Genomic DNA, 26,319 nt, shown 5'->3' on the forward strand with positions numbered 1-26,319 from the left:
TTGTGATCGTACCCCTATTTAATGGCAGCGTATCGTCAAGTTTTGCAAAAACAACAAGCCCAGCGATTACCATGGCATTTTTCACTCGCGCGGTCTGCCATGCAAGAAACCAATCACCAACTGTCGATGACTATCCTGATGACGCCAGACATGGCGAATTTTGCAGGCAACGTCCACGGCGGCACGATTTTGAAGTACCTGGATCAGGTCGCGTACGCCTGCGCCAGCCGTTATGCGGGCCACTACGTCGTCACGCTGTCCGTCGATCAGGTCGTGTTCCGGCAACCGATCCACGTCGGAGAACTGGTCACCTTTCTGGCGTCCGTGAACTACACGGGCCGGACCTCGATGGAAATCGGCATCAAGGTGATCACCGAAGACATCCGCAAACAAATCGTGCGCCACGCCAACAGCTGTTATTTCACGATGGTGGCGGTTGACGATAACGGTCAGCCGACGGCCGTCCCGCCGTTGGTCCTGCATACCCTGGAGCAGCGTCAACGCTACGAAGCGGCAAGCGAACGCCGCGCGTTGCGCCAAGAGATGGAAAGACACCACGAAGAAATCAAACAACGCGTGCAGGATCCAGCACCCGGCTCGGCGGATTAAGGGATCGCTCTGCTTCTGGCTTGCACCGCGCCGTAGATTATGTTGCCACGCGAAAAATCTTTTAACAGTACCTGACGCATGGCAAACACACAGCCAAACCGTTGCACGAACGCAACGGATTGAGCCACAAAATCCCTAGGATTTTCCCTAATATGAGAATTTAATCTCGGGGTTCTGCCGGTGCTACAGAGGCCCCTTGAATGCCATGACGTGCGAGCGCGTCAGCGACGAAACCGCTGGCTTTCATGTCCTCGACAAAGGCGCTGAGCAGCGCCGCTGCCCTGGCATCACGTCCTTTGGGCAGGCCCATCGCCTGGCGAATCACCATGAAACGCCCGGGCAGCAAGCGCAGGCCACTCAGACGCTGCGCATCCGACTCCAGTTGCTGGCGTACGCCTGCAGCTACCTCCAGCCCCTGCTCAAGAAAAGTATCGACCACAGCTGGAGAACTCGGGGCTCGAACGATTTCGGCGTGCTTGAGCTCACGCGTCAGGTACAAATCGTAGGCGCTGCCTTTACCGACCGCGACGCGGTGCGCGGGCCGGTCCACCTCGTCGTTGGATTGCAGCGGCGAGTCGTCCTTGACGAGATACGCACCCTCGATCAGCACATAGGGGGCCGTAAACGCAATACCGGCGCCTCGCACCGGATCCACGGCAAAAAAGCCGATATCGGCCTCTTCAGCCGTCACAGCATCAACGGATTTACCGGCCGTATCAAACACCACCAATTCGAGCTCGACCCCTAGACGGCGGGCGAATTCGCGTGCCAGGTCGATCGATACGCCTGCAGGTTCACCGGCAGCATTGCGTCCGGCCAAGATGGGATTGCCCAGGTTGATCGACGCACGCAGGCGCCCAGCAGGGGTGAAAACAGCACGTAATTCAGGGGTAGTGTCCATCTGGTGGTCGTTTTTTCAGCGAGTTGAAGAACCGAATTGGTCCAATAATTTAATCAACAAAGGCCCGATGCGCCTCAGTTGTTCGAGATGCACCGCCGACAGCGCCTGCAATTTTGCTTCGGCCAAGGCAGTCAACGTCACCCGCACACGCCGGCCATCATGGGGGTCGACCGAACGTGACACCATGCCCATGCGCACTAATCGGCTGATGAGTTCGACGGTGCTGTGGTGCTTTATACAGAGCTTGTTTGCGAGCTCGCCAATGGTCAGGGCTTGTGCCTCACTGCCCTTGATGGCCAGCAACGCTTGATGTTGCTGCGGGGACAGCCCCTGCTCATGCGCCTCGGCCTCACTGAAAATCGTGAAGCAACGCAAGGCATAACGAAACTCGGCCAAGGTTGCAAAATCCGCCGGTTGCAATTCCTGCGTGTCGATCTTTGCCCCCTGAAAAGTTAGAGGATTCACCAACAGAATTCTAAACTACATCGTGATACGATCCGTTCGACTTGGACTTTGCGTGCTGGCGGTGCGCTTAGTGTCCGGACGCTTGGCAACCCTGATATGGCTCGCGCCGCCGTGCCATATTTTTTTATACGTTTTTTTGTCCAAGCTTCATGCGTCCTTAGACATTAGGTCTCCGCCACCCATGCTCGAGCAGTATGGCACGACACAATACGGAGACCTTTTATGCAGCTAAGGAATAAGCAAGATTTCTGGTCGGGGGTGATGTTTACCCTAATCGGCCTGGGATTTGCGTATGGCGCCACGCAGTATTCCATGGGGACATCCGCCCGGATGGGCCCCGGTTATTTTCCTTTTTGGCTAGGGATATGCCTGGCCATTCTGGGAGCCGTGGTGGCATTGGGAGCGATGTCCCCCAAAGCCACGGAAACCAAAATCGACAAGTTCGATTTCAAAATCCTGTTCATCATCATCGGCTCCGTCGTTCTATTCGGCGTGCTGCTGCGTCCGCTGGGTCTCTATCTGTCGCTGTTCTTGCTCGTCGTGGGCAGCAGTATCGCCAGCCATGAATTTAGCTGGCGCGTCGCCTTGCTCAACGCCATCTTCCTTGTTGTGTTCTGCTGGCTGGCGTTCATCAAGGGTCTGGGATTGATTTTCCCGCTATGGCCGTCGTTTCTAGGCATGAACTAATAAGGGGAAGACACAATCATGGAATTGATGGAACACTTGGCGATCGGATTTTCGGTTGCGTTCACACCTGAAAACCTACTGTACGCCCTGCTAGGCTGCATCCTCGGCACATTGGTCGGCGTGCTTCCGGGTCTGGGCCCCGTACCCACGATCGCCATGTTGCTGCCGATCACATATGTGCTGCCCCCTGTTGCTGGCTTGATCATGCTGGCGGGCATCTACTACGGCACGCAATATGGTGGGTCAACCACCGCAATTCTGGTTAACTTGCCGGGTGAGACTTCGGCAGTGGTGACCGTGCTGGACGGCCACCAAATGGCACGTAATGGGCGCGCGGGCGCGGCACTGTCGCTGGCAGCTATCGGGTCGTTCTTTGCTGGCTGCGTGGCAACGCTGTTGATCGCCGCTTTCGCGCCCCCATTGTCCGAAATCGCGTTCAAATTCGGTCCGGCCGAATACTTCTCGTTGATGACCCTGGGTCTGATCGGTGCAGTGGTGCTGGCTTCCGGCTCACTGCCTAAAGCCATCTGCATGATCTTGTTGGGCCTGTTGCTGGGCATGGTGGGTACGGACGTCAACTCGGGTGTGGCCCGCTATGACTTCGGCATCCCCGAACTGCAAGACGGCATCGACTTTGCCATCGTGGCCATGGGTGTTTTCGGTTTTGCCGAAATCCTGTCCAACCTCGAGCAAAAAGAAAACCGCGTCGAACTCCAGGACAAGATCGGTTCGCTGTACCCCAACAAACAGGAAATCCGCGAAGCAGCGCCCGCCATCATCCGTGGCACCGCTCTGGGTTCGATTCTGGGTATTTTGCCTGGCGGCGGTTCCGTGTTGTCGGCCTTCGCGTCCTACACCCTGGAGAAAAAACTCTCCAAAGAACCGGAGCGTTTCGGCAAAGGCCACCCTGCAGGCCTGGCTGGCCCCGAATCGGCCAACAACGCAGGTGCGCAAGCCTCGTTCATCCCGCTGCTGACCCTGGGTATCCCGGGTAACGCCGTGATGGCGCTGATGGTTGGCGCAATGACCATCCACAACATTCAACCGGGCCCGCAGGTCATGACCAGCCACCCGGAATTGTTCTGGGGTCTGATCGCCTCGATGTGGATCGGAAACCTGATGCTGGTGGTGCTGAACCTGCCGTTGATCGGCGTCTGGGTCAAGCTGCTGAAAGTGCCCTATCGCATTCTGTTCCCGGCGATCCTCGTGTTCTGCACGATCGGGGTGTATTCGTTGAACTACAACACGTTCGACATTTTCACCACGGCGATCTTCGGGGTCATCGGCTATTTCTGGTCGAAACTGAAGTGCGAAGGTGCCCCGCTGCTGCTGGGTCTGGTGCTGGGCCCCATGATGGAAGAAAACTTCCGTCGCGCCCTGCTGCTGTCGCGCGGTGACTTCTTCACCTTTATCGAGCGCCCCTTGTCGGCGTCCTTGCTGGCGGCGGCGTTGATTCTCGTGGTGTTGGTGGCGCTGCCCTCCATCCGCAAGAAACGCCAGGAAACCTTCGTCGAAGAGGATTGATTTCAGAGACGGTCCGTTAAATCGGATCGTCTGCTGTGCATCAATAAAAAAGGCCTGAGATGATTTTCATCTCAGGCCTTTTTGCCGTTCGGTGAGCCGCTTCGAAAATACAAACGCCCCCGAGGGGGCGGTAAAGCGTCTCGTGAGACGTATGCAAAGGCGGCTGACGCCGCCCTCACTCGAATCGTTTAACGCGGAGCGGCCGGAGCCGGAGCGGCGGGAGCCGGCTTGGCGGGCGCGGCAGGTGCTGCGCCATTAGCCGGAGCGGCTTGCCCTTGATCGCCACGGATCTTGGCCGCAATGTCGGATGCAGCCTGGGCCGATGGCACGCCAAAGGCCAGCACGCCACGGTTCAGCGGCTCGGCAATACGCGGAGCGGCGACCAGCTCACGATCGATGACCAGCGCCAGCATGTTGCCGATGTTCTGGCTGCTCACCTCGTTCAATTTACGGGCACCGGCCTCTGTAAAGCGCAGGCCGACGAAATTCTGTCCTTGACGATCAACCAGGGCGGCGGCTTCGCTCAGATCGGCACGCGTCAGCACAGGCTGACGCTGGATGAACAACGATCCATCGGGAATCTTGACTTCCGTCAGGCCGGGCGCCGTCGTCGCTTGAGCCACATAGAACTCAACTGCGGAAGCCGTCGCGGGCTGAGCCGGCGTCTGGGGCGCGGTGGTACCGCTGGCAGCACCGTCTGTCCCTTGCTTTGGCGGAGTTTGGCAGCCGGCCAGTGCAAGCGTGAGGACAGCCAGCGCGGGAGCCAGTTTGCGCATAGTGAGTTGCATGATGGTTATTCCTTTTTCAATGACTGAGGGAGCTGCATGCCGGGTCATTGACCGCCACCCAGCTTACAAAAAGTGTACAGGGCCGTTGCGTGTCCCGATAGCCCCAACCGTATGCAGATGTAAAGCGACGAAATACGACCATACAACCACGATACCACCTATACTTCGGTTTCACGCAGGGGTACTCGTCGCCTTTTCCGGGGCGGCGTGTTGAGAGAGTCCCTTCGTACCAGTACGGATAATGCCGATGCTGGGAGCGTATTCCGCGCCAGGCCTGTCTCCCAGGGCCGGGTTCGTCCTATCTGGCCCGGAATCCATCCCCAATCGGCTCCAACCTCATTATTGGAGCTTTCCATGAACGCCAATCCCAAGTTCCTCGCCGCTACGGCGCAAGTCGATGCCGCGGCCGTCGCACCGCTGCCCAAATCCCGTAAAGTCTACGAAATCGGCTCCAGGCCGGACATCCGCGTGCCTTTTCGGGAGATTTCGCAGGACACCACGCCCACCATGTTCGGTGGCGAAAGCAATCCTCCCTTGACGGTGTACGACACCAGCGGCCCCTACACCGATCCCGATGTTCGCATCGACATCCGCCGCGGCCTGCCTGCGCTGCGCAAGGCCTGGATCGAAGAGCGCAGCGACACCGAGCTGCTGAGCGGCCCCACCAGCGAATACGGCCAGTCGCGCCTGACGGATCCCAAATTGACGGCCATGCGCTTTGACCTGCAACGCCCTCCGCGCCGAGCCAAATCCGGCGCCAACGTCTCGCAGATGCATTACGCGCGGCGCGGCATCGTCACGCCTGAAATGGAATTTGTCGCGATCCGCGAGAATCTGCGCCGTGAACACTATCTGGAAACGCTGCGCGCCAGCGGCCCGGATGGCGAGAAAATGGCCCGCCGTCTGCTGCGCCAGCATCCTGGCCAATCTTTCGGCGCCGCTATTCCCGCCGTGATCACACCCGAATTCGTCCGCGAGGAACTGGCCCGTGGCCGCGCCATCATCCCGGCCAACATCAATCACCCCGAAGTCGAACCCATGGCGATCGGGCGGAATTTCCTGGTCAAGATCAACGCCAACATCGGCAATTCCGCCGTCAGCTCGGGCATAGGCGAAGAAGTCGAAAAAATGACCTGGGCTATCCGTTGGGGCGGCGATACGGTCATGGATCTCTCTACCGGCAAACATATTCATGAAACCCGTGAATGGATCATCCGGAATTCGCCGGTGCCCATCGGCACCGTGCCGATCTATCAGGCGCTGGAAAAGGTAGACGGCAAGGCCGAGGAACTGACGTGGGAAATTTTCCGCGACACCTTGATCGAGCAAGCCGAACAGGGCGTGGACTATTTCACGATACACGCGGGCGTGCGCCTGCCGTTCATTCCCATGACCGCAGACCGCATGACAGGCATCGTGTCACGCGGCGGCTCCATCATGGCAAAGTGGTGTCTGGCGCATCACAAAGAAAGCTTTCTGTACGAACGCTTCGAGGACATCTGCGAGATCATGAAGGCCTATGACGTCAGCTTTTCGCTGGGCGACGGCCTGCGGCCTGGCTCAGGCTACGACGCCAATGACGAGGCCCAATTCGCCGAGCTCAAGACGTTGGGCGAGCTGACTCAAGTCGCCTGGAAACACGACGTGCAAGTCATGATCGAGGGACCGGGCCATGTGCCGATGCAGATGATCAAGGAAAACATGGAGCTGCAGCTCGAGCATTGCCACGAGGCGCCGTTCTATACCCTGGGGCCGCTGACGACCGACATCGCCCCTGGCTACGATCACATCACCTCAGGCATCGGCGCCGCATTGATCGGCTGGTATGGCACGGCAATGCTCTGCTATGTCACGCCTAAAGAGCACTTGGGCTTGCCGAACAAGAAAGACGTCAAGGACGGCATCATCACCTACAAGATCGCTGCGCATGCAGCAGACCTGGCCAAAGGCCATCCAGGCGCAGCGATTCGTGACAATGCGCTATCGAAGGCGCGGTTCGAGTTCAGGTGGGATGACCAGTTCAACCTGGGTCTGGATCCCGATACGGCCAAGGAGTTTCACGATGAGACCTTGCCCAAGGACTCAATGAAAGTCGCACACTTCTGCTCGATGTGCGGGCCGCATTTCTGCAGCATGAAGATCACGCAGGACGTGCGTGATTACGCGGCGTCACAGGGGGTTAGTGAGAAAGACGCGTTGCAGCAAGGAATGCGCGAGAAGGCGGTCGAGTTTGTACGCAAGGGGGCTGAGATTTATCAGCAGACTTGATCGTTTGTTTGATTGCATCGGGCGTCTCTATTTAGACGTCCGTGCCGCGAGCCAGGAGTGTCATGCGGGGCCTATCGCACGGACTCGCCCCATGAGCAGGGGGCTCGGTCCGCTGCGCGGACTGAATCCGTGCTCTACGGCCCCGCATGACACTCCTGGCTCGCGACACGGACTCACAGTAGAGGCTGGCCGCCGATGCCGGGAATGCGAACGTCAGGGCTTTAAACGATCGATGTCGTTGCGGGACGGGTTAACGTCCACAGTGCCAACACCTGCCGATACTGCTGACAAAAAATGGATAACGATGCAGCAGGCTTGAGATGCTGTGAGTCGTGGCGGGGCGGTAAGCGTGTGGGGGCGCCTCGTGGTCGAGCGAGGGAAACCGAAGGAGCGCAGCGACGAGGTTGACGAAGCGGTGTCGGACGCGAAGGCGTCCGACCGACCACGCGAAGCCCCCACACGCTTACCGCCCCGCCACGACGCCAAAAGAACTCCAGCCTCTCGACAGCCACATCCAGCGCTCAACAAAGACGACCCACGAAACACCGTCAATTCCGCACGACCCGCACCCAAATCGGGTCTACAGCAACTTCCCAGGATTCAAAATCCCCGCCGGATCAAAAATCCGCTTGATATCCCTCATCAACCGCAGCTCCAGCGGATCCTTGCTATGCAGGAAATGATCCCGCTTGAGCTGACCGATACCATGTTCGGCACTGATGCTGCCCCCGTACCGGTTCACTTCGTCCAGCACGATATCCGTCACGGCATCGCCCTGTTGAGCCGCCCATTCGCGCGGCGCACCTGCCGGACGCGAGAGGTTGTAGTGCAGATTGCCGTCTCCGAAATGCCCGAAGATAAACGGCCGAATATCCGGATAAGCCGCACGCACACGCTGCTCGGCAGACTGCATGAATGCCGGAATCTGTTCGATAGGCAATGAAATATCGTGTTTGAGATGCGGCCCGTCGGCACGCTGGGCCTCGGAGATTTCCTCGCGCAATTTCCAGAGCGCCTGCAACTGCGCCAACGACGTCGAGACAGCAGCATCCAGGCACAACTCGCGCTCCAACGCGGCACCCATCACGTTTTCCAACAGTGCATTCAGCGCATCCTCATCGGCCGTGTCAGCCAGCTCCATCAACACATAGCCGGGATAACGCTGCGCAAAAGGCTCTTGCACGCCTTGTGCATGCGTCAACACCAAGTCCACGCAATCGCCCGTGAAAAACTCGTAGGCCTGCAGACGCGGACCACATTGCTCGTTCACCAACTCGGCCAATTGCAAGGCCTGCTCAGGAGACTGCACCGCCGCCAACACCACGGAACGCACACTATTGCGCGGAAACAAACGTAATGCCACAGCGGTGATCACGCCGAGCGTGCCCTCGGCGCCGATCAACAATTGCTTGAGGTCATAACCCGTATTGTCTTTACGCAGCGTACGCAGGCCATGAAAAATCTCCCCTGTCGGCAACACCGCCTCAATGCCCAGCACCAGCTCGCGCGTCATGCCATAGCGCACGACGTTGACGCCACCCGCGTTGGTCGAAACATTGCCGCCGATCTGGCAAGAGTCTTCCGCAGCCAAACTGAGAGGCAGCATGCGATTCGCATCCTCGGCAGCGCGGCGCAGATTACCCAGAATGCATCCCGCCTCGGCCACCATGGTATTGGCAATCGTATCGATCGACCGCACGGCATTCATGCGATCCAGCGAGAGCACCACATTGGCTGGCGCCTGATCCGGCGTGGCGCCTCCGCACAACCCGGTATTACCACCGCGCGGCACAACGGGTACACCGGCTTCTTGGCACAACGCGAGGCACCGCGCGACCTCTTCAGTGGTACGTGGACGTACGACAGCTTGGGCCTGCCCGTTATAAAGGCCACGCCAGTCTGACAACCACGGCGCAATGTCATCGGCTGCAGTCAATACCGTATCGGGGCCCAGGGCTTGGACCAGGCGCTGCGCAAAATCGGAAGTAGTCATAGGTGTTCAGACAGAAGGAGCAAAGATCGAGGAATCGGAGAATGGGCTAGGTAGCCCGTGCAGATTTCGTAGTGCGCGCGACCAGCTCGGCAGGTGCAGTGGCCATCGGCGCTGATGCGTCATCAATGGTCAAAAAATCCAACTGCAAACGCGCAGCCGCGCGTTGCAAATGCCGCACGGCTGCCTGTCGGGCAGCAACAGCATCCCGGGCCGCAATAGCTTCATATACGTCGACGTGTTCTTGATGCACATCGACAATCCGTTCGGATTGATACTGCAGTGTGTTATCGCGTGCCATGCGTACCGCCTCGCGCACTTGCAGATTCAGATACTGCAGCAGTTGCTGGTAATAGGCGTTATGCGTGGCCACGGCAATCGCCGCGTGAAAAGCAATGTCTTGCTCTACAGCCAGCTCGGGATGATGCAGATGGTTTTGCAGGTGCTCCAGACAACGCGACATCTCTGCCAGATCGTCGTCCGTGCGCCGCATCGCGGCCAAGGCCGCAGCGCCGCCTTCGAGCTCCATACGCAGTTCGTAGACACTGGCCAACTCGTCGCGGCTGAGCGATGAGCGGCCGGGCACCTGAAACCCCCGGCTGACTGTGCGCGATATCACCGTACAGCCCGCGCCCTGGCGGCTTTCGACCAACCCCTGCGCCCGCAACCGCTCGGTCGCCTCGCGAATCACTGCAGCACTGACCCCGTACAGCTGTGCGAGCGCCTTTCCCGTCGGCAGCTTGGCCCCTACGGGGTAAACGCCCGCGGCAATATCGGCCGACAATTGGCCGGCGACTTGCTCTGTGAGGGTGGTGGACTTGGTCAGCATGTGATCATTGTAGATGATTTATCAGGTTATATGAAAACTTTTAAGGGATTCACACCTGCACCAGAAGGCTGCCGAGCAGCCTCAGGAAGTCAGGGAATGACGATCAAGCGGCGTGTTTGGCCTGATGATCACGATGGCCGCAGACCGCGCACTCGGGATCACGATGCACATTGACACTGCGCCACTGCATAGTGCGCACATCCAGCCAAAGCAATCGGCCCGAGAGGCTCTCGCCGATGCCGGCCAGGAGCTTCAGGGCTTCGGCCGCCTGCATGGCGCCTATGATGCCAACCAGCGGGGCGAAAACTCCTGTGGTTGCGCAATTCACGGCCTCGACATCATCGGCCTCGGGAAACAGGCAGTGATAGCACGGCGCATCGTCGCGGCGCAGATCGTACACGCTGACCTGACCGTCGAAACGGATCGCCGCCCCAGAGACCAGCGGCTTGCGATGATGCACACAGGCGCGATTGATCGCGTGCCGTGTGCTGAAATTGTCGGTGCAGTCCAGCACCAGATCCACAGCCGCGACGGCCTCGTCCAGGGCCAGTCCATCCAGCCGCTCGACGCGCGCGGTCACGTGCGTCTCGGGATTGAAGGCCGCCAGCGTATCGCGGCCCGATTCGGCTTTGGGCCGGCCGACGCTCGCCTCGCCGTGCAGGATCTGGCGTTGCAGATTGCTCAGCTCGACGATGTCGTCGTCAGCCAGCGTAATGTCGCCCACCCCGGCCGTCGTCAAATACAACGCCGCAGGAGAGCCGAGCCCTCCCGCGCCCACCACCAGCACTCGAGCCGCCAGGAATTTTTCCTGGCCCTCGATGCCCAGCTCATCTAGCAAGATATGCCGGGCGTAACGCAATAACTGCTGGTCGTTCATTTGTTTTTGGCGGGTTGCACTCCAGACGGCGTGATCGTCAGGCGTTCCGTTTCGCCATTGACGGTCGGCTTGGCGTTGGCTTGCGCTTGCGCGCGGGCCGAGCCTTTTTGTACGGGCTTGCCTGCCAATACATTTTGCGCCTGTTGCAGCTGGAAGTCGTCTTTGCCGCCGAACTCGAACACCTTGCCGACCGGCGTAGACTCGTCGGCGCCAGGCAGCGATTTGATTTCGTCGCTCTGGTTGTTCGACAGATGGCGCTGCAGATCGGCCTCGCGCGGCAGGCGGAACAGATCACCGTCGGCCGTATCGGCCACGACGTAATCAGGCTCGATACCGGTTGCCTGGATGGAGCGTCCCTTGGGCGTGAAATAACGCGAGGTCGTGAGTTTGACGCCTGTGTCCTGGCTGAGCGGCAGAATGATCTGCACCGAGCCCTTGCCGAACGTACGATTGCCCAATACCTTCGCACGCTTGTAGTCTTGCAGCGCGCCCGCCACGATTTCCGACGCCGAGGCCGAGCCTACGTTTACCAGCACGACCATAGGAACGGTCTTGACCCAGCCGGGCAGATCGGCCAGATAGTTGCCCTCGCCACGCGCGTACTCTGCCGGCGTCGCCAGATATTTATGCTTGGAATCCGGCGTGCGGCCGTCGGTGGATACCACGAGCACATCGGGCGGCAGGAACGCAGCCGCCACGCCAATCGCGCTGGTCAGCAGTCCGCCCGGATCGTTACGCAGATCCAGCACCAAGCCCTTGGGTGCGCCTTTCGCGCCCAGGTCTTTCAGATGACGCGCGAGATCGGCGCCGGTTTTTTCCTGGAACTGAGCGATACGGACGTAGCCCACACCGCCGTCGAGCATCTTGCTGCGCACGCTGCGCACCTTGATGATGTCGCGAATGATCTTCACCACGATGGGCTGTGGATTGTCAGCCCGCACCAAAGTCAGCGTGATAGGCGTTTTCGGCGCACCGCGCATGAGCTTGACCGCGTCGTTCAAGGTCATGCCTTTGGTAGGCGTATCATCGATCTTGATAATCAGGTCGCCAGCCATCACACCGGCACGCGCGGCGGGAGTGTCTTCGATGGGCGAGATGACTTTGACGAAACCGTCTTCCGCCCCGACCTCGATGCCGAGACCGCCAAACTCGCCTTGCGTGGTGCTCTGCATTTCTTTAAATGCATCCGCATCCAGATAGGCAGAATGAGGGTCCAGATTGGACACCATGCCCGATATGGCGTTATCAATCAGCGTCTTGTCGTCGACCGCCTCGACGTAGTTGTTTTTGATGGCGGCAAACACATTGCTGAGCTGGCGGAGCTCGTCCAGCGGCAGGGGGCTGCCTCGCTGCGCCAGTGCTGTCACACCTACGCTGAGCAAAACGCCCGCCACCACACCGGTAGCCATCAAACCTAAACCGCGAAACTTGCGAGTGCCCATGCACACTTCCTGATTTTGAGCCGGAGGTTATAAGGCCAACCACTGGGCCGGGTCCACCGGGGTGCCTCGATATCGAATCTCAAAGTATAGGCCCGATTCCACCTGCCCGCCGGTGGAACCTACCGTAGCGATGGCCTCGCCCGCCGCCACGGTGTCTCCGACCTGCTTGAGCAGACTCTGGTTGTAGGCATATACCGTCATATATTGCTTGCCGTGATCAACAATGATCAAGTTACCGAAACCCCGTAGCCAGCTGGCGTAAACCACCGTGCCGGGGGCGACGACCTTGACCGGAGTCCCTGCGGCCGTACGCAGCACAATACCCCGCCAGACGCCGCCATCGGGGCGATCCACCCCGAAACGCCCCTGTACCGTACCACGGACAGGCGCAGTCAACCCGTGACGCAAGCCATTGCCCGTGCTGGGCGGCGGTGGTGCGGCGCGACGGGCAGTCTGTTGCGCGGGCGCCTCATCATTGTCGGCCTCATCCTGCCCCTGACGATTCGAAGGCGGTGATGCAGGGGCCGCTGCACGTGCCGGCGATTCCGCTGGCCGTACAGATTGTGGTTGGCTCACCCGCACGTCCCCTTGGTTTAAGGGGCTCAACGCATCCCAATCACCCAATGCGACCGTGCCGCGTTGACGTTCGTTGGCCGCACGTTCGCGTTCGCGAGCGGCCTCGACTTGCTCACGCGCCCGCGCTGCGTCACGCGCTGCTTCATCGCGTTTGGCTTGAGCAGCGGCCCGTGCCTGTTCCGTTTTGGCGGCTTGTTCGGCTTTTGCGGCTTCGGCTGCGCGCGCCATGGCAGCTTGACGTTCGGCCTCGGCCTTGGCGCGTGCGGCTTCGGCTTTGACCCGTGCTTCCTCGGCCAGACGCGCCTCTTGCGCGCGACGAACGGCTTCGGCTCGCAAGCGAGCCTCTTCGGCACGACGCGCGGCCTCGGCCTGCTCGGCGATCGCTTTTTCCAGGTCGACAATCAGCGTTGACAAGCGGCTGTCGTCGCGCCCTAATTTGCGCGCCTCAGCGCGCTGCGCAGCGATCTGCCCTTCCAACTGAGCCAACAACGTCGCTCGCTCAGATTGCTGTTTGACCAATTCGGCCTTTTGCTCGGTCGTTTCGGCGACCGTGCGCTGGATCTCTGCGCGGCGCGCATCGGCCTGGCCTTGCAGTTCTGCCAAACGGTCCAGATCACGCCGCAACGCCTGTACCGCCTCGGCCCGGTCGCGCGACACATAACCCAAATAACCGAGATTACGGCCCAGTTGCTGCGGGTCATCGCCCGATAGCAACGCCGTCCACGGAGATAGGCCGCTGGTGTACTGAGTGCGCAATTGATCGGCCAGCTCGGTGCGTTTTTTCTGCAGCATCTGCTGTTGCGCAGCGATCTGTTTTTCCAGGCTGGCCAGATCGGCTTCGGCCCGGTCATTGTCTGCCGCCAAGTCGCGCAGCCGGCGGTTGATGCGCGAGATCGCCGATTCCGACGCCTTTAGCGCGTCGGCGGCTTCGCTGCGTGCGGCTTCTCGATCCTCGAGCGATTTCTGCAAGGAATCGATACGCTCACGCAGCTCGGCTTGCTGCCGCTCGGCATCGGACTGGCGGTCTGCCAGATCCGACGACGCCGCAACGCCGGGCCATGGCGTCGCCGCCACAGCCACCGTCAACAGCAAACCTGCCACAAACCGCATGAATCAGTCCTTTTTCGCCTTGCCTTGGGCGGCAACCGCGGCCATCGCGGCTTCGATTTCCGCTGCATCGCCCAGATAATAATGGCGGATCGGGCGCAGGTCTGCATCCAACTCGTAAACGAGAGGCTGACCCGTCGGAATATTCAGGCTCACGATGTCGTCATCAGAGATATTATCCAGGTGCTTGATCAAGGCACGCAGGCTGTTGCCGTGGGCCGCCACCAGCACTCGGCGGCCGGCGCGGATCGCCGGTGCGATGGAATCATTCCAGAAAGGCAGCACGCGGGCGACGGTGTCTTGCAGGCATTCGGTCGCGGGCAATTGATCAGCCGGGATTTTGGCATAACGATCGTCGAAACGAGGATGACGCTTGTCGTCCAGCGCCAGGGGCTCGGGAGCGATCGCGTAGGCACGGCGCCAGATCAGGACTTGCTCATCGCCGTATTTGGCGGCGGTTTCGGCCTTGTTCAAGCCTTGCAGGTTGCCGTAGTGGCGTTCGTTCAGGCGCCAGCTGATTCCCACCGGGGTGTACATCGCGTCCATGGCGTCCAGTGCAATCCAGAGCGTGCGGATTGCGCGCTTGAGCACCGAGGTGTACGCCAGATCAAATTCGTAGCCCTCTTTTTTGAGCAGCTCGCCTGCCTTGCGGGCCTGTTCGCGGCCGGTGTCGGTCAGGTCGACATCGGTCCATCCTGTGAAGCGGTTTTCCAGATTCCATTGGCTTTCGCCGTGACGCATCAGAACGAGTTTGTACATGGTTTTTGGCCGCCCGAGGGCTGGCTTGAAGTTGACGAATGCGCTCATTTTATAATTGAGCGATTTTGCTCCTGGTTTTTCCCGGCAACTCTGGGTTTCTTACCGTAAGCGGCGGGCATTTCGACCCGACCGCAGGCTAACCCAGTATGATGCGGGTCCGAATCAGGCCGCCGTGTCCAGACGAGCGATGCGTATTGTGCAGGCTTGTCCCCCTTTCAGGAACCTCTGTGGATCTTCTGCAATTCTTGGTAGCTAAAGAAAACATCTTCATCGTCGCCGTGGTGGTGGTGTCGGGCATCATGCTCGCCGTCCCGGCGCTGCGCAAGGGCCGAGGCGGCAAAGGCCTCAGCACCGCCGAAGCCATCCAACTGATCAACCAGCGCCAAGGCGTCTGGGTGGATGTTCGCCCGACCGAACAGTTCCGTGCGGGCCACATCGCCCAGGCACGCAGCTTGCCGGCCGCCGAAGTCGAGCAAAAAGCCAGCGCGCTGCCCAAAAACAAGCCGCTGTTGCTGGTTTGCGAGACCGGCCGCGACTCCAATCGCATCGCCGCACGCCTGCGCACGCAGGGCTTTGCCGAAGTCTCCGTGCTCGAAGGCGGCATGCGTGCCTGGTCCTCGGCTGGCCTGCCCATCACTCAGAAACCCTGATCTGGAGCCCGGCATGAATAAAGTTGTCATGTACTCAAAGGATTATTGTCCCTATTGCGCGCGCGCAAAGGCGCTGTTGACCGAGCGTGGCGTGACTGATCTGGACATCATCCGCATCGATCAAGATCCGGCCCAGCGCGACGTCATGATTGAACGCACCGGCCGTCGCACCGTGCCGCAGATCTTTATCGGCGACAAACACGTTGGCGGCTGCGACGACCTGATCGCGCTGGATCGTTCAGGCGGCTTGTTGCCGCTGCTCAACGGCTGACGGTGCGCGCGCCGCCCGCTTTTTATTTTTGCCCACCTACAACCCGGAAATTCTCATGGCTGAACAGGATCAAAACAACCAGCAGGCAGGCGGCGAATCGCCTGCGTTCAATCTGCAACGCGTCTACCTGAAAGACCTGTCGCTGGAAATGCCCAATGCGCCTCACGTGTTCCTGGAACAAGAGCAGCCGCAAGTCGAAGTCAGCATCAACGTCGGCGGCCAGCGCCTGGCCGAATCGATTTTCGAATCCACCGTGACGGCCACCGTGACGACCCGCGTCAACGACAAGGTCCTGTATCTGGTCGAAGGCACGCAAGCCGGCATTTTCGAACTGGCCAACATTCCCGCTGAACAAATGGACCCGCTGTTGGGCATCGTCTGCCCCACGATGCTGTATCCGTACCTGCGCGCCAACATCGCCGATGCGATCACGCGCACTTCGCTGCCGGCGCTGCATTTGGCCGAAGTCAACTTCCAGGCGCTGTACGAACAACGCCTGGCCGAGCTGGCCCAGCAGCAGGAAGGCAACGCCAACGGCGCAGACTCGGGCATCATCCTGCCGCCCGGCGCGACTCGCCAGTAATCGACTGCGTTCGCACGTATGACCCGAGCGCCCGCACCTTTGAACATTGCCGTTCTCGGCGCGGGCAGCTGGGGCACGGCGCTGGCCGCCGCGGCCAGCCGCCGCCATCGCACAATGCTGTGGGCACGAGATGCCGCCCAGGCCGCTGCGATGGCAAAATCCCACGAGAACACACGCTATCTGCCAGACATCGCATTGCCCAATACCCTGGGCATCACCAGTGATCTGGCAGAGGCTCTTGCGCCTTTGGCCGCTGCGCCGTCGCAGACCTTGATCATTCTGGGCGTGCCTGTCGCGGGCCTGGATGCGATTTGCCGCGATTTGGCCACCCGCCTGCCCGCATTGGGCTTGGCGCACACCCCCGTCGTCTGGACTTGTAAAGGCTTTGAAGCCGACACGGCTCGCCTGCCGCATGAGATCGTGGCCGAAGCCTTGAACGGTACGACCATCCCCGGTGGCGTCCTGTCCGGCCCGTCGTTCGCGCGCGAAGTCGCGCAAGGTCTGCCGGTTGCCCTCACCATCGCCAGCAAATACGAGAGTGTGCGTACCGCCACGACCACCGCCCTGCATGGCGGCGCCGTACGCGTCTACGCCAGCACCGACGTTGCAGGCGTGGAGGTCGGCGGCGCCTTGAAGAATGTGATCGCGGTCGCCTGCGGTATTTCCGATGGCCTGGCCCTGGGCACCAATGCCCGTGCGGCGCTGATCACGCGCGGCCTGGCGGAAATGAGCCGTTTTGGTGTTGCGCTGGGCGCTCAGGCCGAAACCTTTGCCGGCCTAACCGGACTGGGAGACTTGGTCCTGACCGCCACCGGCGAGCTATCGCGTAACCGCCGTGTCGGCCTGGAAATTGGCGCAGGGCGTAAATTGGCCGATATCCTGGCCAGCGGCGTCACCGCAGAGGGCGTACGCTGTGCGCGCGCAGCGTTGCAACGCGCTCGCACACTGGGTGTGGAATTGCCTATTACCGAGGCGGTCTGCGCCGTACTGTTCGAAGGTGTCGCTCCGGTGACCGCGGTTTCTGCCCTCCTGGCTCGCGAGGCGCGACTGGAAATCTAGCCCCCTCACAATACGCTCCACAAAACCATATCAACATCGAGACAAGCCAACGAGTTCACCATGTCATTTGCCCGCCCATTTCGCGCAGGCGCTCTGCTGCGCTGCCTGCCCCTGCTATTGACTGCCGCCCTGCTGCCCGCAACTGCCATGGCCGATTGGCCTGAGCGGCCCATTCATATGGTGGTGCCCTTTCCGCCGGGCTCGTCGCCGGACCTGCTGGCGCGGACCATTTCCGAACCGCTGTCGCAAGCACTGGGCCAGCCCGTCGTCATCGACAACAAACCCGGCGCAGGCGGCAACATCGGTACCCGCATGGTCGCCAAGGCCACGCCCGATGGCTATACCTTGGTCTACACCATCAACGGCCCGATGGTCACCGCCCCCGAGCTGTACAAGAAAACCCTGGGCTACGACCCGCTCAAAGACCTGCAGCCCATTACATTGGTCGCCACCAGCCCCAATGTGCTGACGGTTCCGGCGGCGTTACCCGTCGAAAACGTCGAGGATTTCGTCAAACTCGCGCGCGAACGCAAGGGCGCGCTGAATTACGGTTCCGTCGGCCCCGGCAGCTCTGCGCATCTGGCCATGGAAATGTTCAAAAGCGAGGCAAACATCGACCTCGTGCAGATTCCGTATTCGGGCTTTCCGCAGGTCATCAGCGCCATCATCGCCGGCGATGTCCAAGCTGGATTCATGGTGCCTGCCATCACGATGCCGCAAGTCCAAAGCGGCAAAGTCAAAGCCCTGGCCATCACCAGCCTGCAGCCCAGCGAGTCCCTGGCGGGTATCCCCACCATGGACAAACAAGGCTATCCGGGCTTTGAAGCCATCTCCTGGAATGCTATCTTCGCTCCGGCGGGCACGCCGGCTCCGATTGTGGATCGCCTGAACAAGGAATTGGCGCAGATCATCAACAGCGACGCCGTGCGCAAACAACTGGCGCAGCAATATTTCACGCCCGCTCCATCCACCCCGGCGGAATTGACCGATCGCATTCAAAAAGACCAGACGCGCTGGAATGCGGTGATCAAACGGCTGGGACTATCGCTGGATTGACAGACAAGCCGCGAAGGCGAGTCGCGACGAAACACGGCACATGGCGGCACCCCCTCATGCCGCCAACCCTGGCAGGCATCGCTCAATGCCGAAAGACTATACGGCATCGCGTGGGCACTATGATCCGCCAGCGTAGCCGTTCTGCCGCCATGCCTCGAACACCGTAATCGCCACCGAGTTGGACAGATTCAAGCTGCGCTGCCCCTCGCGCATGGGCAAGCGGATCTGCTGCGATGGCGCAAACATGGCCATGTGCTCGGCCGACAACCCTGCCGTCTCGCGCCCAAACACAAACACATCGCCCGGCACGAACGCCACCTCTGACACCTTGCGCGTCGCACGCGTGGTCATGGCATAACAATGGTCGGGCGGAGCGCCCGTAGCAGCCAGCGCCTGCGCCAAGGTGTCGTGGACCTGCACGGGCTGCCACTCGTGATAATCCAGCCCCGCGCGCCGCAGACGCGTGTCGTCCAGCTCAAATCCCAGCGGCCGCACCAAGTGCAGTTGCGCCCCGGTATTGGCGCACAACCGAATGACGTTACCGGTATTGGGAGGAATCTCAGGGCAAACGAGTACGACGTGAAACATGAATATCATCCTGGCGCACCCGCACACGCGGCACGCGAAGACGCTATTTTGCCAGGGAGCTCATCCACCCTGCGAAAAATGCGGAAAACCAGCCGCCTCAAAGCACTAGCCGTGGCGATCCCGCACCGGCGTGCGCGCCGCCACCAGCACCGTGACGTCCGCGGCCCCGGCGTGTAGCAGCGCATGTGCTGCAGCGTTGACAGTACTGCCCGTCGTCATCACGTCATCGACCAGACCGATAGACAGGCCATGAACTGGCGCGATGCAGGCGAACAAGCCTTGAGCCCCTCGCTGGCGCGCCAGACGGCCGCTGTATGCCTGGCGCGGCCCCTCGCGCAGCCGGCGCAACACCCCGCGCCGCACCGGTAATTGCAGATAATCGCCCAAGCTGGCAGCCAACTCGGCGGCGGGATTGAAGCCTCGCCGACGCAATGAGGCGCCGCTGGAGGGAATCGGGATCAGGACCGTACTCGCCTTTAGTGCGTACGACCCGCTGCCTTCCCTCTGCTCTGGCTGACAAGGCGCCGATCCCGGCCCAGTCTGCGCTATGCCACCTGCGCGTGCAACAGCCTCGGCCAGCAGTTGCGCCAGGGTCGTACTCAACCCAAAACGATGCTCTGCCTTGTAACGGCCGATCAAGCTGTCGAACGGCGGCTCATAATCGAACGCAGCGATGGCCTGTGTAAAAGCCGGGCGCATATCGGGGCAGCCCCGACATGCCTGCCCGCCGAACGTCATGCGCTGTGCACAGCGCGTGCAACGGGATGCTTTGTTTCGCATCGTATGCGTAATGTCATCGCGACAACCGAGGCATAGGCCGCCTCCGGCCGCCCGGCCCTCGCATAGAGGACAATCCGTCGCCACCAGGGAGAACATCCGCCGGGCAACACCCCGCAGACGGAAGAGAAAACGCGAATCGGCCATAATGGATAGCATTCGGGCTCATGCAAGTCGCAAGAGCCGCTATCACACCATGCTTTTCCTGCGCTGCCACGCAGCAGCGCGACATTCATGTCACACCCCACATCCGCCGCCCCTCCGAGCTTGCCGCTGAACCCCGCGCACGTCGCACGACAGTTTTCACGCCGCGGCGACCTGGCCGACGCACAATTTCTCTATGGCGAAGTCGCCCGCCGCATGCTTGGCCGCTTGCAATACATTCGCCTGCAACCCGAGGCCCTGCTCGATGCCGGCTGCGGTGCCGGGGACAATTTGCCTCTGCTGCGGGAACGCTATCCCGATGCCGCGTACCAGGGCCTCGACATCAGCGAAACACTGCTCACCCATGCGCGTGAGCGCTATGCCGCGGCAGGCGTGGGCCATTGGCTCGGGAAACTGCTCGGCCGTGGTCAGAACGGGCCGCGATTTCTGAGCGCCGATCTTGCCGACACCGCCTTGCCCCCGGAATCATTGGATTTAGTCTGGTCCAATCTGGCCATGCACTGGCACCCGGCGCCGCACGCCGTGCTCGCCGAATGGCGCCGCATACTCAAGGTCGGGGGCTTGGCGATGTTTTCCTGTCTGGGCCCTGCGACCCTGCGCGAACTGCGCCAGGCGCTGGACGATGCCGGCCTGCGCACCGCAACGCCCGCGTTTGTCGACATGCATGACTTCGGCGACCTATTGGTGGAAAACGGTTTTTCCGACCCCGTGATGGATCAGGAAACCCTGACGCTCACTTATCGCACTCCCGAACGCCTGCTGCAAGATGTGCGGGCGTTGGGCGGTAACCCGGCGAACGGCCGTCGCGGAGGGCTGGTGGGCCGCGACTGGCTGGCTCGCCTGCGCGCTGCCCTGGAAACGCAGCGCAACGCGGAAGGCGTCATCCCGCTGACGATTGAAGTGTCCTATGGCCACGCCTGGCGCGCGGCCGCTCGCCGCACTGCGCCGGGCGAAACCCGCCTGTCGATCAGCGCCATCGGCGGTCGCCGCGCGGGCAGCTGAGGGGGCCACGAGACATCCCGGATGGCCCCTCATAACCGGGTTTTCGCCGCATCAGGGCTTGTACAGCCCTGCTGAACGGCTCAGTTCCGGAATGGCTTTGCTGGATCGCTCAATGGAGACGATCCGAGCCCCAGCCTGAGGTCCGACCTGCCTCAGGCGTCGCCAGCGCCTGAACACCGCCGTGCATGGGCTCAGAGGTGGCTCGAATGCGGCGGCGCGGAGCCGGCTCGGCGACCACGGCCGCATCACGCTCGCCGCGCCACACCCGGGTCATCGATTCCACCACGGCCGGCAAATCACGCACGCGATGGAACTGCCCGCGCAGCCAACGCGCGTCATTGCCGTTGCGTACGGCCTCTTCTTGCAGCATGGCCAGCATGTCGCGCGTTCCCAGCTCGTCTGCAATTGGCATCAGCCGCTGGAACAACGCCCGCAAATGATCGATCAAGCGCAGCCGCTGCCCATCCGGCGTGACGTAACTGCCCTGCAGGCCAAAACGGCAGGCTTGGAAATGGTTGCTGCGATAGGCCAGCCAGGCCGTCGAGGGCGGCTGCGGTTCGCGCGAGACCAACACTGCCAGCGCCTGAGCGAAAGCCGCCAATTGGCACGCGCGCTCGACCGTCAGCGGGGTATCGCACACGCGGATTTCGACCGTACCGAACTCCGGCTTGGGCCGGATATCCCAGTACAGATCCTTGATGCTCTCGGCCAGGCCGCTCTGACGCAGCTGCGCCATATGCGCCTCGAATTGATACCAGTCCATGACTTCCGCCGGTAAATGACCGGCCAGCGGAAAGCTGTTGACCGCATTGAGGCGGCAGCATGAAAACAGTGTGTCCACCCCTTCGTAGTAGGGAGAGGACGCCGACAGCGCAATGAAATGCGGAATATAGGGCGACAGACTGTGCACCATCCGCACCGCCGCATCGCCCGACGGCACGCCCAGATGAATATGCTGGCCAAAGACCGTAAATTGGCGGGCCAGGTACCCGTACATCTCAGCCAGATACTGAAAACGAGGCGAATCGGAAATCGCGCGCTCTTGCCAGCGCATGAAGGGGTGGGCGCCGCCACCTGCCACCGACACACCCACGGCATCAGCTGCTTCGCAAAGGGCATCGCGCATTTCGCGCATCTCGGCTAACAAGCCTACGGGATGTTCATGTACCGAAGAATTCAGCTCAATCATCGAGCGCGTAATTTCGGGTTTGACCCGATCCGCAATCGGATGATTGGCCATCTGAACCAACAACTCGTCAGCCGCTGCTGCCAGATCAAAATTGCGTGGATTGATCAGCTGCAACTCCAACTCAATGCCGAGCGTGTTTGGGGCGGACGAGACGAACGGGATCTGTTCCATCTCCGACTCCTTTATGAACGTTGGTAGGGATGCACCATTCGACCTTGAAGCCCGGTGACTTCCCGGGGGGCACTAGACGGTGTCTTATGTCCTCATGATAGCCGCAACTTTGTGCCAAGAAGAATCAAAATCGTGACATTTACGCGCAACTTCAGGAATCAATGCGTTTTTGTCTGTGACAGAGAAGTGAGTAAATGCTCACAGACTAGGAATGGCGCGGGTGTCAGCGTGATGCATCCCGTGAGGTCGCTAAAAATGGGGCTGTCGAACAGGCCCGGGATAACCCTAATCCGGGTTTGTCCTAATATTCTGAGGGTAATAGCTGACCAGATTGTGACAAGCCAGGCGAGACAGACGCAACGATTATTTGCGCCAGAACATTGAGGTGAACAGCACCACCACGGTCAATAACTCCAGACGGCCGATCAACATCGCAAACGTGCAGACCCAGGTCTGAAAATCGGTCAGGACTGCGAAGTTGCCCATGGGCCCCACCGGGCCCAAACCCGGGCCAGTATTGTTGATCGTGGCAAGCACCGCGGAAAAAGCCGTGATGGGCTCCAGGCCCGACACCAGCAGCAGACTGGTAAACACGCCAATCGACAAGCCATAGACCATCATGAAAGCCAGCACCGAGGCCATCACGCGCTGATTCACCAGGCGTCCGCCCATACGAATCGGACTGACTGCATTAGGATGCAGCATGACCACCAATTCATTGCGTGCCTGCTTGGCCAGCAACACAGCACGAATCATCTTGATTCCCCCGCCCGTCGAGCCGGCAGAGGTCACAAACCCCGACAACAACAGCATCGTCAGCGGCGCAACCAGGGGCCACACGGCATAGTCCACCGTGGCATAACCTGTCGTGGTAGCCACCGAAATGGTGTGGAACATGCCATAGCGCAAGGCCTGCAATGGGTCATGGTAGACCCCGCGGAAATACAAATACGCCGAAATCACCAGCCCCGCGCCCAGCATGATGACCAGATACGGCACTGTTTGCGGACAGGCACGATAGGCACGCAAACTGCCCTGCCGCAAGGCATTGAAATGGGTCGCGAAGTTGATCCCTGCCAGGGTCATGAAAATCATCGACACGATCTCCAGCGGCACCGAGTCGAAATAAGCGAAGCCGGCGTCTTTGGTCGAGAATCCCCCCAGCCCCATCGTGGTGGCCGTGTGGCACCACGCCTCGAACCACGACAAGCCGACACCGCGATAGGCTATCAGGCACAACACGGACAGCCCGAAATAGACCGCGTAGAGCGCTTTTGCCGTGCTGGCGATACGAGGCGTCAACCGCTCGTCTTTCATGGGTCCCGGCGTTTCGGCCCGCACCACCTGATGCCCCCCGACGCCGAGCAACGGCAAAATCGCCACGGCCAGCACCAGGATGCCTAATCCGCCAATCCAGACCAAGGTGGCGCGCCAGAGATTGATCGAGGCCGGCAGATGGTCCAGCCCGGTCAGCACCGTCGCTCCCGTGGTGGTCAAGCCCGACATCGCCTCAAAATACGCGTCGGTGAACGACAGCGGTATCCCGGCCCGGTCGAAATAGATCAAAAATGGAATCGCCGCCAGCAGCGGCAGACTGACCCACACCACCGATACCAGCAAAAACCCGTCGCGGGCATTCAGTTCGCTACGCCCGCGCCGCGTGACGAGCCAGACGGCGGCCCCGCCACCGAACGCCAGTAAAAACCCATCCAGAAACGCCGTGAATCCGGCATCGTCGCCCACATATGCCACCACCAACGGCAGCAGCATGGTCAGCGCAAAGACACCCATGGTCAGGCCAGCGACGTAGAAGGTAGCCAGCAAGCGCTTCATAGACAACCGCAATCGCTAATGTGAACGGCCGTATGGCGCATGGGTAACGGTATCCGAGATCAGAAGAAAGACGCCGAAACCTGGAACAGTTTTTCAACGCGCGGCATCATCTGGCGCGACGGCACAAAGACAATGACATGGTCGTCCGTCTCGATGACCGTATCGTCGTCCGGCATCAAGATCTCGTCCCCGCGCGCCAGGGCGCCTATGCTGGCCCCTTTGGGCAAACGGATACTTCCCACGGCGCGCCCCACGACCTTCGAACTGCTGCGGTCGCCATGAGCGATGACCTCGATCGCCTCAGCCACCCCCTGACGCAACCGGTGGGCGACCACAATATCGCCGCGGCGTACGTGCCGCAGCAGCTCGCTCATGGTGGCTTGCGCGGGCGATACCGCGATATCGATATGACTGCCCTGCATCAGCTCGCCATAGGCGGGCCGGTTGATCAGCGCGATCACCTTGCGCGCGCCCAGCCGCTTGGCGAGCAGCGACGACATGATGTTGTCTTCGTCGTCGCTGGTCAGCGCCAGCCAGGTGTCCATATCGCCGATGTTTTCCTGCTCGAGGAGTTCCTCGTCGGTGCCGCTGCCATGCAGCACCAGGACACTGCTTGGCAACTCGGCAACCAGGTATTCACAGCGCTTTTCATCGCGCTCGATGATGCGCACGCTGTAATTCTCCTCGGCCAGCTGACGCGCCAGCCGCAGACCGATATTGCCTCCGCCTGCGATCATCACGCGGCGCACGGACTTTTCCGCCTCGCGCAGTTGGCGCACAGCACGGCGGGCATGCCGCGAATCCACGACCAGCACCACCTCGTCGCCCGGCGCGATGACGGTCCCGCGGTCAGCTTGCAGGGGCCGGCCATCGCGCACCACATCCACCACACGAGCCGACACATCCGGCCATACCTCGCGTAGCTGCGCAATCGGATGATGCGCCATCGGGCTGCCGTGCCCGACACGCACCGTCACAACGCTGATGCGCCCGTCCGCAAACTCGACGACCTGCAGGGCCTCGGGAAACTCGATCAAGCTATGCAAATACGCAGTGACGCTGCGTTCGGGGCTGATCAGCGCGTCGATACAGAAGCCCTCGTCACCCATGAGCTCGGGCTGATCCTCGAAATCCGGCATGCGGATGCGGGCAATGCGGCGCGGTACGTTGAACAGCTGTCGTGTGATCTTGCAGCCCACCATATTGGCTGCGTCGGAAGCGGAACAGGCCACAAACAGATCGGCATCCGCAGCACCCGCGGCCTCCAGCACCGCCACCTGCGTTCCATCACCATGCACCACTCGCAGGTCGAAGCGATCCTGCAGATAGCGCAGCTGATCGACGTTCGTGTCGATCACCGTGATGTCGTTCTGCTCGGACACCAGATTTTCGGCCACGCTGGTCCCGACGCGGCCTGCCCCCATGATGAGGATCTTCATGTGCCGCGTTTACGTGCCGACTCGATGCCCAATTGCTTGAGCTTGCGATATAAGTGGGTGCGCTCGAGCCCGGTACGCTCGGACACGCGCGTCATGCTGTGATTTTCACGAACCAGATGATATTCAAAATAAATGCGCTCGAACTCATCGCGCGCCTCGCGCAACGGCTGATCCAATGCAATGCTGCCCAGTTTGCCGCTGGAGGCGGGGGGCGCCTCGGTCAAGGGCGGCAGACTGGCCACCGACGTCAGCGCCGAGGGCGGATCCAGCTCGTCCTCGAGCGGCACTACCGGCGCCACCGCGCTCAACGGCGTCGTCACGGCGGAGGGGTGCGAGGTACGGCCGCGCGCCAAGCCTGCAGCGATCGTTTTGAGCAAACGCTGCAGCGTGATGGGCTTTTCGAGAAAATCCATCGCGCCGATACGCGTTGCCTCGACGGCGGTATCGATCGTGGCGTGGCCGCTCATCATAATGACGGGCATGTCCAACAGCCCTTGGGAGCCCCACTCCTTGAGCAGGCTCACGCCGTCGGTATCCGGCATCCAGATGTCCAACAGCACCAGATCCGGACGCATGCGCAGCCGTGCGGCACGCGCCTGCGCCGCATTTTCGGCTAATTCGACCGTGTGCCCTTCGTCGTAAAGAATCTCGGACAAAAGTTCACGAATGCCAACTTCGTCGTCAACCACCAGAATTCTGGCCATAAACCTTCCA

General features: G+C 60.8%; 25 protein-coding genes. 10 read left to right on the forward strand and 15 right to left on the reverse strand.

The genetic code is table 11. From position 1 onward, the window contains the following. Positions 1 to 99: 99 nt before the first annotated feature. Positions 100 to 609 (forward strand): acyl-CoA thioesterase, encoded by a 510-nt coding sequence (locus CAL20_RS24650; RefSeq protein ID WP_094839388.1) that lies wholly within the window; start codon positions 100 to 102, stop codon positions 607 to 609. 160 nt (positions 610 to 769) lie between these two features. Here CAL20_RS24650 and CAL20_RS24655 read toward each other — a convergent pair whose 3' ends face one another. Beyond that, a complete protein-coding gene (locus CAL20_RS24655; protein ID WP_094824241.1) occupies positions 770 to 1,510 on the reverse strand; it encodes an ABC transporter substrate-binding protein in 741 nt (246 codons plus the stop codon). Positions 1,511 to 1,525: 15 nt separating this feature from the next. Then, on the reverse strand, positions 1,526 to 1,975 hold the full coding sequence (locus CAL20_RS24660; protein WP_254924462.1) for a MarR family winged helix-turn-helix transcriptional regulator: 450 nt from the start codon (positions 1,973 to 1,975) through the stop codon (positions 1,526 to 1,528). Between the two features lie 222 nt (positions 1,976 to 2,197). On the opposite strand from CAL20_RS24660, the gene CAL20_RS24665 reads away from it, so the two are divergent. Continuing rightward, a complete protein-coding gene (locus tag CAL20_RS24665) occupies positions 2,198 to 2,662 on the forward strand; it encodes a tripartite tricarboxylate transporter TctB family protein (RefSeq protein WP_094839315.1) in 465 nt (154 codons plus the stop codon). Between the two features lie 18 nt (positions 2,663 to 2,680). Next, positions 2,681 to 4,186 carry a tripartite tricarboxylate transporter permease gene (locus CAL20_RS24670; RefSeq protein WP_094839316.1) on the forward strand — a complete coding sequence of 502 codons (1,506 nt, stop codon included), beginning with the start codon at positions 2,681 to 2,683 and terminating at the stop codon, positions 4,184 to 4,186. 188 nt (positions 4,187 to 4,374) lie between these two features. Here the strand turns inward: CAL20_RS24670 and CAL20_RS24675 are convergent, their stop codons facing one another. Continuing rightward, entirely contained in the window at positions 4,375 to 4,974 is a 600-nt protein-coding gene (locus tag CAL20_RS24675; protein ID WP_094824238.1) for a SecDF P1 head subdomain-containing protein, read from the reverse strand. A gap of 354 nt (positions 4,975 to 5,328) precedes the next feature. On the opposite strand from CAL20_RS24675, the gene thiC reads away from it, so the two are divergent. Further along, on the forward strand, positions 5,329 to 7,242 hold the full coding sequence (thiC, locus tag CAL20_RS24680; protein ID WP_094824237.1) for a phosphomethylpyrimidine synthase ThiC: 1,914 nt from the start codon (positions 5,329 to 5,331) through the stop codon (positions 7,240 to 7,242). A 580-nt stretch (positions 7,243 to 7,822) separates the two neighbouring features. Here the strand turns inward: thiC and CAL20_RS24685 are convergent. The 6 genes from CAL20_RS24685 to gpmA form a co-directional block, all read right to left on the reverse strand. Then, positions 7,823 to 9,235, reverse strand: coding sequence for an FAD-binding oxidoreductase (locus CAL20_RS24685; RefSeq protein WP_094824236.1), 1,413 nt, complete (start codon positions 9,233 to 9,235; stop codon positions 7,823 to 7,825). Positions 9,236 to 9,281: 46 nt separating this feature from the next. Next, positions 9,282 to 10,061, reverse strand: a complete 780-nt coding sequence (locus CAL20_RS24690) for a FadR/GntR family transcriptional regulator (RefSeq protein ID WP_094824235.1) — start codon at positions 10,059 to 10,061, stop codon at positions 9,282 to 9,284. 103 nt (positions 10,062 to 10,164) lie between these two features. Next, a complete protein-coding gene (locus CAL20_RS24695; RefSeq protein WP_094824234.1) occupies positions 10,165 to 10,938 on the reverse strand; it encodes a HesA/MoeB/ThiF family protein in 774 nt (257 codons plus the stop codon). After that, a complete protein-coding gene (locus CAL20_RS24700) occupies positions 10,935 to 12,380 on the reverse strand; it encodes a S41 family peptidase (RefSeq protein ID WP_094824233.1) in 1,446 nt (481 codons plus the stop codon). Before CAL20_RS24700 ends, CAL20_RS24695 begins: the two co-directional genes overlap by 4 nt. A gap of 27 nt (positions 12,381 to 12,407) precedes the next feature. Further along, on the reverse strand, positions 12,408 to 14,066 hold the full coding sequence (locus tag CAL20_RS24705) for a murein hydrolase activator EnvC family protein (protein WP_094839317.1): 1,659 nt from the start codon (positions 14,064 to 14,066) through the stop codon (positions 12,408 to 12,410). Between the two features lie 3 nt (positions 14,067 to 14,069). Then, positions 14,070 to 14,822 carry a 2,3-diphosphoglycerate-dependent phosphoglycerate mutase gene (gpmA, locus tag CAL20_RS24710; RefSeq protein ID WP_094824302.1) on the reverse strand — a complete coding sequence of 251 codons (753 nt, stop codon included), beginning with the start codon at positions 14,820 to 14,822 and terminating at the stop codon, positions 14,070 to 14,072. Positions 14,823 to 15,049: 227 nt separating this feature from the next. Between gpmA and CAL20_RS24715 the strand changes: the two genes are divergently transcribed. From CAL20_RS24715 to CAL20_RS24735, 5 genes are read left to right on the forward strand one after another with little or no spacing between them, the layout of a single operon-like run. Beyond that, positions 15,050 to 15,472, forward strand: a complete 423-nt coding sequence (locus CAL20_RS24715; protein ID WP_179266738.1) for a rhodanese-like domain-containing protein — start codon at positions 15,050 to 15,052, stop codon at positions 15,470 to 15,472. Positions 15,473 to 15,485: 13 nt separating this feature from the next. After that, complete coding sequence (grxC, locus tag CAL20_RS24720) at positions 15,486 to 15,743, forward strand: glutaredoxin 3 (protein WP_094824231.1); 258 nt, start codon at positions 15,486 to 15,488, stop codon at positions 15,741 to 15,743. 55 nt (positions 15,744 to 15,798) lie between these two features. Then, positions 15,799 to 16,326, forward strand: coding sequence for a protein-export chaperone SecB (secB, locus tag CAL20_RS24725; RefSeq protein ID WP_094839318.1), 528 nt, complete (start codon positions 15,799 to 15,801; stop codon positions 16,324 to 16,326). A gap of 18 nt (positions 16,327 to 16,344) precedes the next feature. Then, entirely contained in the window at positions 16,345 to 17,385 is a 1,041-nt protein-coding gene (locus CAL20_RS24730; protein ID WP_094824229.1) for an NAD(P)H-dependent glycerol-3-phosphate dehydrogenase, read from the forward strand. Positions 17,386 to 17,445: 60 nt separating this feature from the next. Continuing rightward, complete coding sequence (locus CAL20_RS24735) at positions 17,446 to 18,441, forward strand: Bug family tripartite tricarboxylate transporter substrate binding protein (RefSeq protein WP_094839319.1); 996 nt, start codon at positions 17,446 to 17,448, stop codon at positions 18,439 to 18,441. Positions 18,442 to 18,558: 117 nt separating this feature from the next. On the opposite strand, the gene CAL20_RS24740 is transcribed toward CAL20_RS24735, so the two are convergent. Together CAL20_RS24740 and CAL20_RS24745 are read right to left on the reverse strand one after the other, a co-directional pair. After that, positions 18,559 to 19,029: a tRNA (cytidine(34)-2'-O)-methyltransferase gene (locus CAL20_RS24740; protein WP_094839320.1), complete on the reverse strand. Its 471-nt coding sequence runs from the start codon at positions 19,027 to 19,029 to the stop codon at positions 18,559 to 18,561. Positions 19,030 to 19,134: 105 nt separating this feature from the next. Beyond that, entirely contained in the window at positions 19,135 to 19,728 is a 594-nt protein-coding gene (locus CAL20_RS24745; protein ID WP_256981762.1) for a ComF family protein, read from the reverse strand. A gap of 312 nt (positions 19,729 to 20,040) precedes the next feature. Between CAL20_RS24745 and CAL20_RS24750 the strand changes: the two genes are divergently transcribed. Further along, entirely contained in the window at positions 20,041 to 20,973 is a 933-nt protein-coding gene (locus tag CAL20_RS24750) for a methyltransferase domain-containing protein (RefSeq protein WP_094839322.1), read from the forward strand. Between the two features lie 109 nt (positions 20,974 to 21,082). Here CAL20_RS24750 and CAL20_RS24755 read toward each other — a convergent pair whose 3' ends face one another. The 4 genes from CAL20_RS24755 to CAL20_RS24770 form a co-directional block, all read right to left on the reverse strand. After that, on the reverse strand, positions 21,083 to 22,333 hold the full coding sequence (locus tag CAL20_RS24755; RefSeq protein ID WP_094824224.1) for a YbdK family carboxylate-amine ligase: 1,251 nt from the start codon (positions 22,331 to 22,333) through the stop codon (positions 21,083 to 21,085). 363 nt (positions 22,334 to 22,696) lie between these two features. Next, the gene (locus CAL20_RS24760) at positions 22,697 to 24,166 is read right to left on the reverse strand and encodes a TrkH family potassium uptake protein (protein ID WP_094839323.1); all 1,470 of its coding nucleotides are present in this window, start codon (positions 24,164 to 24,166) and stop codon (positions 22,697 to 22,699) included. Positions 24,167 to 24,225: 59 nt separating this feature from the next. Further along, the gene (trkA, locus tag CAL20_RS24765; RefSeq protein ID WP_094824222.1) at positions 24,226 to 25,605 is read right to left on the reverse strand and encodes a Trk system potassium transporter TrkA; all 1,380 of its coding nucleotides are present in this window, start codon (positions 25,603 to 25,605) and stop codon (positions 24,226 to 24,228) included. Beyond that, positions 25,602 to 26,309: a response regulator gene (locus tag CAL20_RS24770; RefSeq protein WP_094824221.1), complete on the reverse strand. Its 708-nt coding sequence runs from the start codon at positions 26,307 to 26,309 to the stop codon at positions 25,602 to 25,604. The genes trkA and CAL20_RS24770 overlap by 4 nt, the downstream gene beginning before the upstream one ends. Positions 26,310 to 26,319 lie beyond the last annotated feature (10 nt).

Source organism: Bordetella genomosp. 4 (genome assembly GCF_002261185.1).
Taxonomy (GTDB): Bacteria; Pseudomonadota; Gammaproteobacteria; order Burkholderiales; family Burkholderiaceae_B; genus Bordetella_A.